Below are 16,969 nucleotides of genomic sequence, written 5' to 3' on the forward strand. Positions count from 1 at the left end.
AAGACTATCGATTGAATTCATAAAAATCACTTTAAACCACATTACATGCAAATTAATGATGTCTTGCGTGATCAATCATTTGTTTTAATACGCCCATTACATGTTCATCATCACAAGAATAAATCATTGTTGTACCTTCTCGCTTATATTTTACTAATCGTAAATTTTTTAAAAACCGAAGTTGATGGGAAACAGTGGATTGGAGCATATTCAAACTTTCGGCAATTTCATTTACGGAATGCTGTTTTTTTGATAATAAATGAAGAATTTTTATCCTTGTAGGGTCAGAAAGTGCTTTAAACGTTTGAGAAACAATAAACAGTGTTTCTTCATCCAACTCTAGCTTATTTTGATCGATTGGATCTATTGATTCCTTTTTATCATTCAATTCGCTCATCTATATTCTTACCCCTTTATTATTACAGAACTTTGCTCCCATTATAGCATACAAATTATTACTTTCTGTAGCAACTCGATTTTCCGCTTATCGCCACTCTGAATAAAAAAAAATAATGGCGCTCCATTTAAAATGAGCGCCATCATAAACTTGAGTTTAGGAGAAATAGGAAAGTCTTCCACTCGAAGATGATATATCTTATTTCATGTTTAATTCTCCATATTTCGGATAAACTATTACTACCATATTTTTTACAATGGAACAATCCCAATTGGATTAATAGCATTTGATTTTGCTGGATTCCATGGACCTTTATGCAATTCGAAATGCAAATGCTGACCAGTAGAATCACCAGTATTACCCATTGTACCGATACGCTGTCCTTTTGAAACAGTATCTCCAGCGTTTACAAGACGGCTACCCTTTCTCATATGAGCATAGACTGTTGTATATTCCTGTCCGTCAATGTAATGACTAATAAAAATAACTTGTCCATAACTATCTGAAGGATAAGAACTAATGACAACACCATCTGCAGCAGCATAAATAGGTACCGTACCTGTAGCCGCTATATCAACACCAGCATGGAAAGTACCCCAACGTTGTCCAAGACCTGAAGATAAATAGCCTGCTCCTGCTGGGCGAGTGAAATTGCCAGATGATACAGAAGTAGATGGCTTAGAAACACTTTGGGAAGTATTTCCGCTTGATGAGCTAGTTGAAGTTGCTGTTTTCGAACTAGATGATTTAGAGCTTGAAGCTTTTTGTGCAGCTGTTCTTTCAGCAGCAGCCTTGGCTTCTGCTGCTTTTCTTGCTAATTCAGCTTGTCTTTCCTTTTCTAATTGTATCGCTTTTTCCATTGCTACTTCTTGATCTTTTAGCAGCTGTTCTTCTTCTTCTAAGGAAAGCATTTCTGCCTGAACATGATTTTCCTCTTCGTTCAATTGAGCCATTAATGTATCTTTTTCTTTTTTCTCAGAATTCAGCTTAGAATTTAACGTTTCTAGGTCATCAAGCATTGTTTCAAGGGAATTTAATTTCGACTTTAGATCTGCTTGTGATTGTTCCAATAACTTTTTATCCGCCTCTTGCTCTTTAATTATTGATTGATCGGCTTCTACAATTGTTGCTACAGCCCCAACTCTATCAATAAAATCACTAAAACTTTGTGACCCCATTAACACATCCAGATAATTAACCATCCCACCTGTTTGCTGATAAGATCTTGCACGTTCCTTCAATAATTCATTTCGTTTTTCAATTCTTGCTGTCACTTCTTTAATTTGCTTCTCTAATTTTTCCACTTCTTCTTTTGTAGTAGAAATTTGTTCCTTTTTCTCGGTAATTTTCACTTGTGTACTTGAAATAGAGGTATTTAATCTTTGAATCTCTGTTTCTACTGATTCTTGTTCTGAATGGATATCACTTAATTTATTACTAGAATCATTTAATTTTGATTTTACGTCATTTTGCTTATTCTCAATATTACTTTTTTCCTCATTCAGCTCATTAAGTGAAGTTTGAGCATATGCAGGTGATGTAGTGGCAGTATATGCGACGATACTGCTTATGCTTAATGCAGATACAAGTGTTAATTTTGCTACTTTCTTTTTCATCTAGTTAAGCTCCCTTCCCCGTATACCAATATGTAAACTTGGTAAATTTGTTGCTTTCTCTCTGTTTTTTCCAAATAGAATAGCTTGAAGCACTCTAATTCCCGTTCTCCAAGCTATTGACCATAAGACTAATTTTATTATCAACGACAAACTTACACTTTTAAAAACTTGCGAATACTCATTACAGAACCCCAAATTCCAATAATTGCTCCCATTAGAAGTAGTATTCCACCAACTTGGTATACAAATGGAGAGAAATCTAAAATTTCCAAATAGCTTCCTGCTAGTTTCTCAACTAAATACTGATACGCATAATAATAAATTGCGCTAACTGCTGCTATTGGAATGATGGCGCCGATTATCCCCAGCCACATACCTTCTAGGAAAAATGGCCAACGGATAAACCAGTTAGTTGCACCTACTAAACGCATGATTTCAATTTCTTTTCTTCTTGCTACAATCGTAATTTTAATCGTATTGGAGATAAGGAACATTGCTGTAAATAGCAATCCAATAATTAGTACGATTCCTACATTCCTACTCATGTCAATCGCACTAAAAAGTTTTTCAACGGTTCCTTGTCCATACCTTACCTTCGCAGCATGTTCAAACTTCTCAATCTTATCTACTACAGCTAGTGTATCTTGTGGATCCTTCGTCTTGACAACAAAGACATCATTTAATGGGTTATCCTGTTCGAATAGTTTAAATGCATCTCCATCTTCCCCAAGACTACTAATTAAATTATCTAATTCTTCCCCTTTAGGAGAAAATGTAACACTACCTACTTCTGGTATAGCCTTTATTTCCTCTTCTAAGGTATTTCGTTCTTCTTCTGTTGCTGCTACATCAATATGAACCCTAATTTCAACATTTTCTTCAATAGAAGTCGCTACATGATTTAGATTCATCATAATAACGAAAAATACACCAACAAGAATCAATGTGATTGTTACCGCACTGACAGAGGCAAATGTCATCCAACCGTTACGAAGAAGGCTTTTGAAACTTTCTCTTGTATGTCTAGCTACTGTTCTAGCCTTCATATCCGTATTCACCTCTCGTTTCATCACGTACAATTCTGCCGCCTTCAATAGCAATAACTCTATGCTTGATCGTATTTACGATTTCACGATTATGTGTAGCCATTACAATTGTTGTACCTCTATTATTTATTGTTTCAAAAATATTCATAATTTCCCATGAAGTCTCAGGATCTAAATTCCCTGTTGGTTCATCAGCAATCACTAGTTTCGGGGAATTTACAATGGAACGTGCAAGCGACACACGTTGTTGCTCTCCACCAGATAATTCTGTTGGAAGCATCTTTGCTTTATGCTTTAGTCCGACTAATTCTAAAGTCTCCATGACTTTTTTCTTTATATATTTAGGGTTTTCTTCAATAACCTCTAATGCAAAGGCAACATTTTCAAAAACAGTTAGTGTAGGAAGAAGCTTAAAATCCTGAAAGACAACTCCCATGTTTCTTCTTAATAATGGAACCTTTTTGTCTCTTAATTTTTCTAAATTGATTCCGTTAATTCGAATACTTCCTTTTGTGGGCTTTTCCTCACGATACATCATTTTAATAAAGGTTGATTTACCTGCACCACTTGGACCTACAACATAGACAAATTCACCTTGATTTATCCTAACATTTATCCCATTAGCGGCTATTACACCGTTAGCATACTTCTTCATTACATTCTTCATTTCTATCATCTATTATCACACCTGAGTAATTTTTTGTATGGATTATGGAAATAGCGAAGAGGCAGTTTGAAAACATAAACGAATCACAGAAGTGTATTTGGAAGTGATTTGGTTCATGAATTTATCCTCTGGCAATAAGCTTAGTTTTCCCTAAAACTATTCCTTCTATTTTCCATATGATTCAAAAACCAAAATTCGACAACTTTCAACCGACTAAAAGTGACAACTGTCATTTTACACAGCCTGTCCCTTAACTTACTTAAGCTATTATATCATCATAATCCGTCAAATTAACGTAAAAAATTATTACATTTTCTTTTCAATAATGACATAAAGTACTATTGATTTCATTTCACATCCGCATATTCTATTATTATAGTACTACAAATCGACCCAATTCCCCTTTTTTTTCTTCGTTTTTTATGATAAATAGTATTATATACCTAATATTAGAAAATATTATTGGAATTATTTACATATTCAAATGTTTTTTTGATTAGACACAAAATATCCACAAAACTTAGAGGGTTATTCAAACAGAAATTTCGACAAATTCATTAATAAGGATTTTATAAAAGTCTTCCTCTTTCCATCCAAATAAAAAAGAGAATATCTGTTTTTCGTCTTGATTCATTATAAAAATAAATGAATCAACACTAAACAAATATTCTCTCTCACCACAAACAGCTTATTTAAATCCTCTTCCTAATACCTCTGAAGCGTCTGTCACAACAACGAAAGCCGTTTCGTCAATGGATTTCACTAATTGCTTGAGCTTCATAAATTGCGATTGGTCTACCACACACATTAAAATTGGTCTTTCTGAATCTGTATAACCACCATGTGCCGTTAGTCTAGTTACACCACGATCAATTTTATTTAAAATTCCTTCCCTTACTTCATCTTGCTTATCTGTAATAATTAGCGCCATTTTTGAGCTGCCAAAACCTACTTGGACAAGATCAATCGTTTTGCTTGTTACAAACAATGCAATCAATGCATATAAACCCTGTTCTATACTAAACACGATTGAAGCTGTTATTACGATAACCCCATCAATTAATGCTACACATTTTCCTAATGAAATACCTGTGTATTTGTTTATTATCTGTGCGGCTAAATCGGTACCTCCTGTGGATGCTTTTCCTCTAAAGACAATTCCTATTCCAAGACCAATTCCTATCCCGCCATAGAGAGCCGCTAATAATGGTTCATTTGTCCATGGATCCAATCCTCTTGAAAGATAAACAACAAATGGTAAAAACACTGTCCCTACCAACGTTTTCGCCCCAAAGTTTTTCCCTAATAATAGGACGCCTAGAATAAATAATGGAATATTAAATGCCCATTGCACATAAGCAGGTTCCCACTGAAACACAGACTTAGTAATGGTGCTTATCCCACTTACTCCACCAGAAGCAATATTATTAGGCAGTAAAAACAAATTAAAGGATAAAGCGACAATTGCCGACCCTAGTAGCACGTATATATATTCGCGCAGCTTCATTCTTTACACCCCTGTTTTCTTGTCAGTTTCTGTCACATTCCATTGGCGTTCTTATTCGACAATCACTTTTTATTATGCAATAATCGCAAAAAGCGTAATCAAAAATATGACATCATTTTCATGTTTCAGCAAATTTTTTATAGAAAAAACCAAAATGAAATAGAGGGATAGATTAGCTTTCCCTCCCATTTTTGACATGAATAAATAATTCCATAAAAAACGAACTGATTCTTCCCAAGCAGAGAGTATATCATCTTATTTTTGAAGTGTAAATGGTGGCAAATTAGCGTGGTAAAGCGATGAAATAAAGTAGGATGAAAAAGTTTGAAGCTGGGACAAAACAATGTATATTCGTAAAGACGACCATTCTTAATTTAGTAGTGAAAACCAATTCGTTCCATTGCGTTACAGTCACTCTAATGCTTTACTTTCCACAAAAGTTAAATGTCCTCCGCTTCATTTCACTACGTTTTTAAAGATTGCTTTGTTCCATTCATTGTACAATAGATTACTTAAACATGAAGAAACAGCCCGCTATGTTGCTGAGAGAAAATCCGGACCTTGCACAGGAGGATGCAGACCGCTGCTCAGGCGTAGCCCAATAGAAATCGAACTGTATTTAGTTTGCTGGTGACTACCACACCCCCTATTTAAAAGGAAGAAAAAACAATCAATAATCTGAAATTTGATTAACATCTCGTTCTGGTTTTTATTTTGTTGGAAAACTTATGTCCCAGCCTTTTTCGTAACAAGCTTATAAAATAAAAATCCAAAAGAGGAAGGCAAGTACAAATCGATAGTATGCAAAGGGAGCTAGTTTAATTTTATTGATTAATTTCAAAAAGAACTTGATTGCTAATAGTGCAACAACAAAAGCAGTGGAAAATCCTACCAAGAAAAAAGAAAGATCCTGTGGGGACAGATAGTTCCAGTTTTCGAACAGGTCTTTTCCCGTTGCTGCTACCATGATAGGAATGGCCATAATAAAAGTAAATTCAGATGCTGCTTTGTGGCTCATTCCAGCAAGAATCCCACCAGATAATGTCGCTCCAGAACGAGAAAAGCCTGGTACTAACGCAAAACATTGAAACATTCCCACTGTAAAGGCTTGTCGATAAGTAACCTCATTTAGCGTTTCTGCTACTGGATTTTGTGGCTTCCATTTCTCAGCTGCGAGCATCAATAGACCACCGATTACAAGACTTATCACTACCGTCCCTGACCGAAATAGTACATCCTTAATAAAATCATAGAACAGTACACCACATACTCCAAAAGGGATAATCCCAATTGCAATATGAAAAATGCTTAAAGTCCCAACATCTTCTTCTTTCTGCCATTTTTTCATTCCTAGGATATTTAAAATCCTTTTCCAAAACACAAAGACGACCGCCAGAATGCTTCCTAGTTGAATAATAATCTCAAACGTTTTTGCTTTTTCTCCTGTAAATTCTAATAAATGTGCCACCAAAATAAGATGTCCCGTTGATGAAACGGGCGCAAACTCTGCTAATCCTTCCACTATTCCTAAAATAATAGCAACGATAATCTCCATGAAGTCCTCCTACTAAGAAAGGTATGTATATCTCCAGTTACAATGACTTTTAACGCCTGTCCATTTTAATATATTTTTAAACCCTCTTATCTAGAATCAAAAATAAAAAAATGCCTTACTTCTTTGTAAGGGGAAAGTAAGGCATTTTTTTCACATCGCTTTATATAAATAAATATGCCAATTGCTATTTTTTGATTCGAAGTCCTTCATAAAGAAGAGATTGGTTTCTGCTGCATTATTAATTGGAACAGCCGAGATAATATATTGGCCTCCCATCCCTTTCAATGCTTCTACATTTAGTTGTAAATGATTTATTTCTTTATTTGACCGCTTCGAGTATTGATAGTTCTTGCCTAGTTCATCGACGAAAATATAACACCTTCCGCCCCAGTCATCAAAATAGTTCCTTAATGCTTTATTTTTATTAAGCTCTGGCTCTATTATTTTCCTGAATTGAAGCTTGTAATCTAGTGGATATATATTGCTATATGAATCAAGTGTATACATGCCATTATATTGAGCCACATTTGGATGGATGCCGATGCTCACTACTCTATATTGTTCGAGTGGTTTTCCAATGTATTCCTTTATGTCAGCAAACTGCTCAGTAGCAAAGTATTCTTTATAGCTTGGTTTATTTTTGTACATTATTTGCTCATTTGTCGGCACTAAAACAAGTAATTGCCCAATGATTAGCACATAGACAAACTTTTTTCCGATGTTATGGTTCTTCCATAGCATTTTTAAAGTAAGAGCAAATAAAACGTAAATAATCATTGGCCGCAGATAATGGAATCGAGCAAAATTGAAGCTTGTTAAAATACCAAACTTTTCTTTTAATGGCTGCCAGCCTTCATAAAACCAAAAAGCGTACCAAGTGGATAAGACAATGTTCAATAAATGAAGACTTAGGTATAATTTATTTTCCCTCCACTTTTTTTTCAGAAGAACAATGATTAATCCGTATAAAGTCATTGGCAAAATAATAAATTGGTGAATCGTTCGATCTTGATTATGGCTGACCACATAGTTTTTCAAAACAAGCTTTAAGGTTTGCGCAAAATTTAGCTTTGATTGATAAAATACGTCTCTGTTTGTTAATTCATCCGATAAGGGGGCTATCATAGAAATAACAAGACGATAATCAATCGCTAAATAAACGAGCGTCATATATGCAATAGCGAAAAATAAAGCCCAATTGCTTTTTTTATTCCGCACGATTTCATATAGCCAGAACAGCCCCATCACAGCTAGGAAATAGAAAAAACCAATAACAAAGGTAGCAAAGAAAGGAAGCAACGTTAAAATCACTAAATCCTTCCAGCTTCTTTCTCCCTTATATATATTCAGCATACTCCATAAAGCAAGAGGCATTCCAAGAATACTAAGCATTCCTGATGGCCAATATGGCGTTAAGCTAAAGGCTAGCGCAATACCAATAGTAATAATATAAGCTTCATTATTCTCTTCTTTCATCACATGTTTTTTCAATAATAAATACATACCTAGAAAGGCAACAAAGTGAGTGATAGCTTGGCTAAGCCCATAGGCAAAAACGGGTGGGAATAGTTGAAATAGAAAGACCATTGCATAATACTCAGAATAATAGGTGTCTCTTGAGAATTCCCCGTTCATGATTTGTTCCACTGGTGTATTTAACGGAGAGAAGGCAATTCCGTTATCCTTCAACACTTCATACCAGCCCAAGTTAGAGTCTAGATTATCATGCACTCTCATATGCGCATCTTCATTTAGCACAAAATAAGGAAGTACCCATACGAAAATAATGGCAATTGCTATATAGAAAAACATTCTTTCTCTTTTTAGATAATTCATTTGACGCTCCTAGCATTTTGTTGATACCTTTTTGGAAAAACAAAATATTTTTGTCCTGCATAATTTAATAAGGTATAGAAGCCACTTCCAAACAGAACGGCGATTTCATCTGTATAAGAAAAGAAAATAGTCCATTCGCCAAGCAGCATTTCAACAAATACTAACCCTGCTTTATAAGCAAGCAGATAGGAGGCTAAAATTACTACGATAAAGCGAAGACCACTGCTTCCGAAAGCGGCATTGCTTTTGAATGTAAATCGTTTATTTAAAACATAGCTTACACAAGCACCTACTGCATTTCCACTAAAGGTTGCAAGCCAATAATCAAAATGAAATGCGTTCAAGCATAAATAAATGATAGATAAACCAATAAAAGTATTCATAAGACCAACTACTAAAAATTTAAAAAATGACTTATCCTTCATCCAGAGTGTACCTTTGATTTATTTCCTGCTTTTTTGCATAAATTGCTTTCAATAATATAACGTGGTCGCTGTTTCACTTCTTCATAAATTTTCCCTATGTACTCTCCGATTAGCCCAATACTCATGAGCATTAATCCACCAAGGAGCCAAACAGAAATCATTAAAGATGTCCATCCAGATTCTGTATGATTCATAATTTTTTGGACGATGGCATACACACCAGTAAATACGCTTATAACAGAAAATAAGAAACCTAGCATTGTAATGAGACGAATTGGCTTAACACTAAAAGAAGTAATTCCATCTAAAGCAAAAGCAATCATTTTACGGAAAGGATACTTGGATTCCCCTGCAGCTCTTGCCTTTCGTTCATAATAAATCTTTGTTGATTTAAATCCTAATAAAGGGACAATCCCTCTTAAAAATAAGTTAGTCTCTTTAAATTTCAGCATTTCCTCAATCGCTCTTTTACTTAATAAACGATAGTCGGCATGATTATAAACAAGGGACAATCCCATTTTTTCCATTAACCGGTAAAAGCCTTGAGCCGTATTTCTTTTGAAAAAAGTATCTATTTCTCTCTTACTTCTTACGCCATATACAATTTCATTGCCTTTTAAATACTCAATTATAAATTCTCTGATTACACCCGTGTCATCTTGTAGATCAGCGTCGATACTTATTACACAATCTGAAAACTTCACTGCCTCTTCTAAACCAGCTAATAATGCACGCTGATGGCCAAAATTTCTAGATAGTTTAATTCCACTAACTAACGGGTCTAACAAAGTTGCATTTTCTATTTTCTCCCATGTCGTGTCTTTACTGCCATCATCAATAAACAATAATTGGCTTTGTTCACTGATTAAATTTTCTTCCATTAAACCGCCCAATACCACTCGTAAATTCCCCATTGTCTTATCAAATACTTCTTCCTCATTGAAACACGGTACAGCGATGGTTAATATTATTTTTTGCATTTGTTCTACCTCTTTTCTTTCCGTTTATTGCTCAAATCAAATATGCCTAATAAATTATCCTACTTAAGTAAGACGACAAAATCGGAGAATAGTTTCATAAAATTGGAAAAACATATAAAAAATATGGTAAAAACGAGTAAGAAGCTAGTGACAAGGGATTCACTTTCCTAAAATAGCAATAAAAAAGCCAATTCGGAAGAGATTAGCACACTCTAACCCATCCGGAAATTGGCTCCAATGATTAAGCATTAATTTTTGAACGAAGATAAGCATTAACAAAGATATCTAGGTCACCATCCATAACGGATTGTGTATTTCCTACCTCTGTATTGGTACGATGATCCTTTACCATGGAATATGGATGGAAAACGTATGAGCGGATTTGGCTTCCCCAGCCAATTTCCTTTTGCTCTCCACGAATTTCTGCAAGCTTTTCTTCTTGTTCTTCAATTTTGCGTTGGTATAATTTCGCTTTTAACATCTTCATTGCTGTTTCTCTGTTTTTAATTTGTGAACGTTCTGTTTGACATGAAACAACAACGCCTGTTGGGATATGTGTAATACGAACAGCTGAGTCAGTGGTATTAATATGCTGACCACCGGCTCCACTTGCACGATACGTATCAATTTTCAAGTCTTCTGTACGCACTTCAATTTCAATTTCATCATTAAATTCAGGCATTACATCACAAGAAACAAAACTTGTATGTCTACGACCTGAAGAATCGAACGGAGAAATACGTACGAGACGATGAACACCTTTTTCTGCTTTTAAGTATCCGTATGCGTTATGTCCTTTAATCGCTAGCGTTACACTCTTTATTCCAGCTTCATCTCCTGGTAAATAGTCCAAGGTTTCCACTTTAAATCCTTTTTTCTCCGCATATCTAGTATACATACGTAAAAGCATACTTCCCCAGTCTTGAGACTCTGTTCCACCTGCACCTGGATGAAGTTCCAAGATAGCATTGTTTTTATCATATTGGCCACTTAATAATAAATTTAATTCAAACTGGCTTAAACGATCAACTAATTCTGAAAGTTCTTCTTCTAATTCCGCACGAAGTTCAGCATCATCTTCTTCTTTGACTAGTTCATATGTTAATTCAAGATTTTCAAATGCTTCCACTAATTTATGGAACTCATGAACTTGATCCTTTAATGCATTGCTTTCTGAAATTACAGTTTGTGCCGCCTGCTGATCATTCCAGAAATCGGGATGAAGCATATCATCTTCTAACATAGCAATACGTGCCTCTTTGTTTTCTAAGTCAAAGAGACCCCCTAAAGTTTTCTAGTGTTACATTTATCTTCTCTAACTCATTACGAATATCTGCTAATTCCATTAATTAATGTCACCCTTTATATAAATTATAGTTCTAAGTAGTTTTCTACTTCCTTTATGTATTATATGGCTTTTTGAAAAAAAATGCATGCTTTCCGGTTAATTTAATAGTGAAGAAGGAATTTGATTGTGGATTTGATGGGGTTAGTTGCGAGTTTGGTACTTTTATTTGCGGCTTTTGTACTTTTACTTGCGACTCTTGCACTCTTACTTGCGACTTTCTTACTCTTACTTGCAACTCCCCACCTTACTTGCGACTTTTGTACTTTTACTTGCGACTTTGACACTTTTATTTGCAACTCTTGCACTCTTACTTGCGACTTTCTTACTTTTACTTGCAACTTCCCACCTTACTTGCAACTCTTGCACTCTTACTTGCGATTTTCGTACTCTTACTTGCGACTTTCTTACTCTTACTTGCGACTCTTGCACTCTTACTTGCGACTTTCTTACTATTACTTGCAACTTCCCCGCTTACTTGCTACTTTCGTACTTTTACTTGCGACTCTTGCACTCTTACTTGCGACTTTCTTACTTTTACTTGCGACTTTTGTACTTTTACTTGCGACTTTGACACTTTTATTTGCAACTCTTGCACTCTTACTTGCGACTTTCCTACTTTTACTTGCAACTCCCCACCTTTCTTGCGACTTTCTTACTTTTACTTGCAACTCTTGCACTCTTACTTGCGACTTTCCTACTTTTACTTGCAACCCTTGCACTCTTACTTGCGACTTTCTTACTTTTCCTTGCAACTCCCCCACTCTTATTTGCAACTTTCGTACTCTTACTTGCAACTCCCAACCTTTCTTGCAACTCCCCACCTTACCTGCAACTCCCCCACTCCTACTTACCCCCTCCCATCCATCCTCCCCAAACCATAAAAAAAGCCCATCTCTTCCAAAAAGGAAGAGATAGACCTCTCACAAAACTATATTACAAATTTGCACCGTGGCAATTTTTATATTTCTTTCCGCTTCCACAGAAACATGGTGCATTGCGGCCGATGTCTAATTGTTTTACTGCTGGCTTTTTCTTTGGTTTCTTCTCTCCGCCTTCTTCTTTAGGGTTTACAGCTTGGCCTTTTGCCACTTCTTCCCTTTCAAGATTATTGCGGATTTCTGCTTTCATAATGTATTTTGCGACGTCTTCTTCAATAGCAATAACCATTGCTTCAAACATAGCAAAGCCTTCTGATTGGTATTCACGAAGAGGATCGATTTGTCCATATGCACGAAGGTGGATACCTTGGCGTAATTGATCCATTTGGTCAATATGGTCAATCCACTTGCTATCTACTGCACGAAGCACGATAACTTTTTCAAATTCGCGCATTTGCTCAGCAGAAAGCTTCTCCTCTTTTTCATTATAGCTTTGTAGTACTTTCGCAAAAATGAATTCAACGATTTCATCGCTTTCTTTTCCACGAAGATCACTTACTTGTACTTCGCCTTCATTAAGAAGATTTCCATTCACATAATCCACAATTGCTTGAAGATCCCAGCTTTCTCTGTCGCCGTTTTCAGGAGTATGCGCTTGGACATTTCTCTCTAATGATGATTTAATCATATTTTCCACAATGGAGCGCAGATTTTCAGAAGTTAATACTTCATTACGCTGTGAATAGATAATTTCACGTTGTTGACGAAGCACATCATCATATTGTAGTAATTGTTTACGTGAATCAAAGTTATTTCCTTCTACACGTTTTTGGGCAGATTCTACAGCACGAGATACCATCTTGCTTTGAATAGGCTGGGAGTCGTCCATTCCTAGTCTTGACATCATATTTTTCATATTATCAGAACCGAAACGGCGCATTAATTCATCTTCCATGGATAGGTAAAATTGTGTTACCCCTGGGTCTCCTTGACGACCAGAACGTCCGCGGAGCTGATTATCAATACGTCTACTTTCATGACGCTCTGTACCGATAACTGCTAAACCACCTAGTTCTTTTACCCCTTCACCAAGTTTAATATCTGTACCACGACCAGCCATATTTGTGGCAATCGTAACAGAGCCTTTTTCTCCGGCAGTTGCAATAATTTCTGCTTCTCTTTCATGGTTTTTCGCGTTCAAGATATTATGTGGTATTCCTTTTTTCGATAAGTACTTCGAAATGATTTCAGATGTTTCAATTGCAACTGTACCAACAAGTACTGGTTGTCCTTTTTTGTGGCGCTCTGCAATGTCTTCTCCTACTGCTCGGAATTTCCCGTCCATAGAAGCATAAATTAAATCAGGGCGATCATCACGAACAATCTCACGGTTTGTCGGAATAACAACAACGCTCATATTATAAATGTTGCGGAATTCTTCTTCTTCCGTTTTCGCAGTACCAGTCATCCCCGCAAGTTTTTCGTACATACGGAAATAGTTTTGGAATGTGATGGTTGCTAGGGTCATGCTTTCATTTTGAATTTCTAAGTTTTCTTTTGCTTCAATTGCTTGATGCAAGCCATCGCTATAACGGCGGCCTTTCATGAGACGGCCAGTAAATTGGTCAACAATGACAATTTCGCCATCTTGAACAACATAATCTATATCTTTATGCATGCTAGCATGTGCTTTTAACGCTTGGGTAATATGATGGTTAATGGCAACATTGGAAACGTCAAATAGGTTTTCAATTTGGAAAACACGCTCTGCTTTTGACATCCCTTCTTCCGTCAATTGAACACCTTTTGTTTTTTCATCATACGTATAATCTTTTTCTGGTTTTAAGCTGCTTACAAAGATATTAGCACGAACATAAAGCTGTGTTGATTTTTGAGCAGAACCAGAAATGATAAGTGGTGTACGTGCTTCATCGATTAAAATGGAGTCGACTTCATCGATTACTGCATAATACAACGGTTTTTGTACCTTTTGCTCATTATAAAGAACCATGTTATCACGCAAATAGTCAAAACCAAACTCGTTATTTGTCCCATACGTTATATCTGCACGGTAGGCTTCTTGCTTTTCTTCTCTAGATATGCCATTTAAGTTAAGACCTACTGTTAGCCCAAGGAAATTGTACAATTGTCCCATTTCTGCAGCATCACGAGTAGCTAGATATTCGTTGACTGTAACAACGTGAACACCTTTACCAGATAATGCATTTAAATACACAGGCATTGTCGCAGTTAACGTTTTACCTTCCCCTGTTTTCATTTCAGAAATATTACCTTCATGCAGGGATGCTCCCCCCATTAACTGCACTGGATATGGATAAAGGCCAAGGACACGTTTTGCAGCTTCACGAACTACGGCAAAAGCTTCTACCAATAAATCGTCTAATGTTTCCCCTTTTTGGAAACGCGCTTTAAATTCTTCCGTTTTTCCTTTTAATTGCTCGTCCGATAATGCTGCTGTTTCATCTGCAAGCAATTCCACCTTGTCGGCAATCTTCGTTAATTTCTTAATATCGCGTTTGTTTTGATCAAATACTTTATTTAAAATTCCAAGCATTAAAAAACGCTCCTTTTTCTATTATAATGAGAAATCACAGTAGTTATTGGGAAGACTATCTCTTTTTCATTAAAAAATGATGAAAAATAATTGTCTTCTTTGTTAACATTTTTAAGGATTCCATCTATAAAAATCAATTTTATGACCAGTTTATCTTTAAACTAAAATTATATACTATATATTATAGAAGAAAAATGATTGCTAAATACCCATTTTCCCTTAAATTCAAACTAGTATCATCTATACATCTTACCATTTCCACAATAGCGTGACAACTTATACCTGGCCAGAAGTCTTTATTCTATTAAGTTCCGCAAAAAAACTCCCTATATTTAATAGGAAGTTTCTATTTGCATCCTTCTCCTGTCTAACTCACTTTTCTTAAATATCTTTTATTAGACTTCTACATAGTTGTTTATATATAGACCCACAATCTAGGATACGAATTATTCAATTTTTATCGCTTTTTCCTGTGCTTCGACACAAATGGTAGCAGCAGTAAATGCATGTTCCTGGGTCATGGCATTTTCTGTACCATTTAAGCAGTCTAAAATGAATTCTCCGAAAAATGGGTAACCTACTTTTCCTGATAATTGAAAATGCTTTTCCCCTTCTCCATTCACTAAATACAAATGGTTGCCCTTGTTGCTGCGAGCAATGTCAATATATTTACGGACTTCAATATACCCTTCTGTTCCAATGATTGTAACACGTCCATCTCCCCAAGTCCCAAGTCCATCTGGTGTAAACCAATCGACACGGAAATAGAACGTAGCACCATTGTCTGCAACCAATGTCGCATCGCCATAATCTTGAAATGCTGGGTATTGCTTATAATGATAATTGGCAACCTTGCTATGGAGAACTTTTGCACTTTTCGCATTCGCATAATGTAAAAATTGCTCAATTTGGTGACTTCCGATATCTGTGAGAATCCCGCCATATTGCTCTGGATCAAAGAACCAGTCAGGTCTGCTGTTGGCATTGGCGCGATGCGGTCCTGTTCCCATCACAGATATTACCCGGCCAATCGCTCCTTCTGCAATTAACTGACCTGCAAAAACGGCACTTTCTACATGTAACCGCTCACTATAATAAATTCCCCATTTAAGACCGGTCTCTTGCACTTTTTGCTTTGCTTGTTCAATTTGTTCTAACGTTGTAAAAGCAGGTTTATCTGCAAAATAGTGTTTGCCTGCATCTAAGACACGTAATCCCAACGGACCACGATTCACTGGGATATTGGCACTTGCAACTAGATTAATCGTTGAATCATGAAGAATTTCTTCTTCTGATGTTGCTGCACTAACATTAGGGTATGTTTCCAAAAACTTCTGAACTTTTTCTGGGTATAGTGATAGGTAAGCCTTTGATAGGATCGCTAGCCTTTCCCCCACTTCACACCGTGCATGAGACTTTCACCTCACACGGCGTTCTATCGAATTTTCCAAAACAAATCATTAGACGGGGTAACATGTATGTATATGCATAAGATTTTTTCAGTAAAAAAATTATTAACCCCATCTACAATAATCGGCTTTGGAAATTTCCGACTAGAGCCTATCCCTCCACCAATTATTATCTTGGTTTCATAGGTACTATGACTCCACTCTCTCGAATGGCTAATCAGTTTTAATAGGTTAATTCCCTTTATATACTGAACTGTTTCTACGGCTGGTTAATGCCTCCACATCCTTCGATTTCCACGTTCCAATTTCTCTATCCTTCTATATATCCTTAGGTTTCTCCTATGGTCCTGTATGCTTGAACTTGCCTGTAACAAGCTATGGGTTTTCATAACGCCAGATTTTTACTTACCCACACATACGAGTGGCTTACTTGCCACCTGCTGCATTTCTACAGCATTTATGTCTAGAACCGTACATTCAGAGATTCGTCAGTGTATATACACATTCTAACCATAGACACTTTATGGACTCCCGGCATATAGGATACACCATCTACCACTAGACAGCTTTCGTGTTGATTATGAAAAGTAAACACTCCGCTTTATCAACTTACGGTATCTCTCTGCCGACTTCACCGAGCTTCATACCAATCTATTTAACCCTAGAATCAGCATGTCGGAGTATCAGAGTAGGCGTTTCAGAGCGTTACCTCCTCATTCCGCCTATCGAG

15 protein-coding genes are annotated in these 16,969 nt (G+C 36.2%); all 15 read right to left on the minus strand.

All coding sequences use genetic code 11. The features are described from left to right. Positions 1–52: 52 nt before the first annotated feature. A complete protein-coding gene (locus ACTNDN_RS10110; protein ID WP_031538566.1) occupies positions 53–397 on the minus strand; it encodes an ArsR/SmtB family transcription factor in 345 nt (114 codons plus the stop codon). Between the two features lie 251 nt (positions 398–648). Continuing rightward, entirely contained in the window at positions 649–2,013 is a 1,365-nt protein-coding gene (locus ACTNDN_RS10115; RefSeq protein ID WP_109769267.1) for a murein hydrolase activator EnvC family protein, read from the minus strand. Between the two features lie 152 nt (positions 2,014–2,165). Then, positions 2,166–3,059 carry a permease-like cell division protein FtsX gene (gene ftsX / locus ACTNDN_RS10120; protein WP_441131198.1) on the minus strand — a complete coding sequence of 298 codons (894 nt, stop codon included), beginning with the start codon at positions 3,057–3,059 and terminating at the stop codon, positions 2,166–2,168. Continuing rightward, positions 3,049–3,735, minus strand: coding sequence for a cell division ATP-binding protein FtsE (ftsE, locus tag ACTNDN_RS10125; RefSeq protein WP_031538572.1), 687 nt, complete (start codon positions 3,733–3,735; stop codon positions 3,049–3,051). Before ftsE ends, ftsX begins: the two co-directional genes overlap by 11 nt. 679 nt (positions 3,736–4,414) lie before the next feature. After that, complete coding sequence (locus ACTNDN_RS10130; RefSeq protein ID WP_284560960.1) at positions 4,415–5,233, minus strand: YitT family protein; 819 nt, start codon at positions 5,231–5,233, stop codon at positions 4,415–4,417. Between the two features lie 754 nt (positions 5,234–5,987). Beyond that, the gene (bacA, locus tag ACTNDN_RS10135; RefSeq protein ID WP_441131199.1) at positions 5,988–6,788 is read right to left on the minus strand and encodes an undecaprenyl-diphosphate phosphatase; all 801 of its coding nucleotides are present in this window, start codon (positions 6,786–6,788) and stop codon (positions 5,988–5,990) included. Positions 6,789–6,938: 150 nt separating this feature from the next. Next, positions 6,939–8,624, minus strand: coding sequence for a DUF6044 family protein (locus tag ACTNDN_RS10140; RefSeq protein WP_441131200.1), 1,686 nt, complete (start codon positions 8,622–8,624; stop codon positions 6,939–6,941). Beyond that, positions 8,621–9,049, minus strand: coding sequence for a GtrA family protein (locus ACTNDN_RS10145; protein ID WP_441131201.1), 429 nt, complete (start codon positions 9,047–9,049; stop codon positions 8,621–8,623). Before ACTNDN_RS10145 ends, ACTNDN_RS10140 begins: the two co-directional genes overlap by 4 nt. Continuing rightward, positions 9,046–10,029: a glycosyltransferase family 2 protein gene (locus ACTNDN_RS10150; protein ID WP_441131202.1), complete on the minus strand. Its 984-nt coding sequence runs from the start codon at positions 10,027–10,029 to the stop codon at positions 9,046–9,048. The genes ACTNDN_RS10145 and ACTNDN_RS10150 overlap by 4 nt, the downstream gene beginning before the upstream one ends. 241 nt (positions 10,030–10,270) lie before the next feature. Beyond that, a protein-coding gene (prfB, locus tag ACTNDN_RS10155) for a peptide chain release factor 2 (RefSeq protein WP_441131203.1) occupies positions 10,271–11,375 on the minus strand; the annotation gives its coding sequence in 2 pieces (ribosomal slippage) (positions 10,271–11,302 and positions 11,304–11,375; 1,104 coding nt in all). A gap of 54 nt (positions 11,376–11,429) precedes the next feature. Then, complete coding sequence (locus tag ACTNDN_RS10160) at positions 11,430–11,612, minus strand: hypothetical protein (RefSeq protein ID WP_441131204.1); 183 nt, start codon at positions 11,610–11,612, stop codon at positions 11,430–11,432. Next, complete coding sequence (locus tag ACTNDN_RS10165) at positions 11,603–11,839, minus strand: hypothetical protein (protein WP_441131205.1); 237 nt, start codon at positions 11,837–11,839, stop codon at positions 11,603–11,605. Before ACTNDN_RS10165 ends, ACTNDN_RS10160 begins: the two co-directional genes overlap by 10 nt. After that, a complete protein-coding gene (locus ACTNDN_RS10170) occupies positions 11,830–12,198 on the minus strand; it encodes a hypothetical protein (RefSeq protein WP_441131206.1) in 369 nt (122 codons plus the stop codon). Before ACTNDN_RS10170 ends, ACTNDN_RS10165 begins: the two co-directional genes overlap by 10 nt. A gap of 112 nt (positions 12,199–12,310) precedes the next feature. Then, positions 12,311–14,830, minus strand: a complete 2,520-nt coding sequence (gene secA / locus ACTNDN_RS10175; RefSeq protein WP_441131207.1) for a preprotein translocase subunit SecA — start codon at positions 14,828–14,830, stop codon at positions 12,311–12,313. Between the two features lie 446 nt (positions 14,831–15,276). After that, positions 15,277–16,227, minus strand: coding sequence for a Gfo/Idh/MocA family protein (locus ACTNDN_RS10180; protein WP_441131208.1), 951 nt, complete (start codon positions 16,225–16,227; stop codon positions 15,277–15,279). Positions 16,228–16,969 lie beyond the last annotated feature (742 nt).

Origin of the sequence: Niallia sp. HCP3S3_B10 (genome assembly GCF_052064465.1) — a bacterium.
GTDB classification, from domain to species: Bacteria; Bacillota; Bacilli; order Bacillales; family Cytobacillaceae; genus Niallia; species Niallia hominis.

Coding starts and splice junctions, on each gene's coding strand:
- ACTNDN_RS10110 (WP_031538566.1), bottom strand. CDS start 397: ATGAGCGAATTGAATGATAAAAAGGAATCAATAGATCCAATCGATCAA.
- ACTNDN_RS10115 (WP_109769267.1), bottom strand. CDS start 2,013: ATGAAAAAGAAAGTAGCAAAATTAACACTTGTATCTGCATTAAGCATA.
- ftsX (WP_441131198.1), bottom strand. CDS start 3,059: ATGAAGGCTAGAACAGTAGCTAGACATACAAGAGAAAGTTTCAAAAGC.
- ftsE (WP_031538572.1), bottom strand. CDS start 3,735: ATGATAGAAATGAAGAATGTAATGAAGAAGTATGCTAACGGTGTAATA.
- ACTNDN_RS10130 (WP_284560960.1), bottom strand. CDS start 5,233: ATGAAGCTGCGCGAATATATATACGTGCTACTAGGGTCGGCAATTGTC.
- bacA (WP_441131199.1), bottom strand. CDS start 6,788: ATGGAGATTATCGTTGCTATTATTTTAGGAATAGTGGAAGGATTAGCA.
- ACTNDN_RS10140 (WP_441131200.1), bottom strand. CDS start 8,624: ATGAATTATCTAAAAAGAGAAAGAATGTTTTTCTATATAGCAATTGCC.
- ACTNDN_RS10145 (WP_441131201.1), bottom strand. CDS start 9,049: ATGAAGGATAAGTCATTTTTTAAATTTTTAGTAGTTGGTCTTATGAAT.
- ACTNDN_RS10150 (WP_441131202.1), bottom strand. CDS start 10,029: ATGCAAAAAATAATATTAACCATCGCTGTACCGTGTTTCAATGAGGAA.
- secA (WP_441131207.1), bottom strand. CDS start 14,830: ATGCTTGGAATTTTAAATAAAGTATTTGATCAAAACAAACGCGATATT.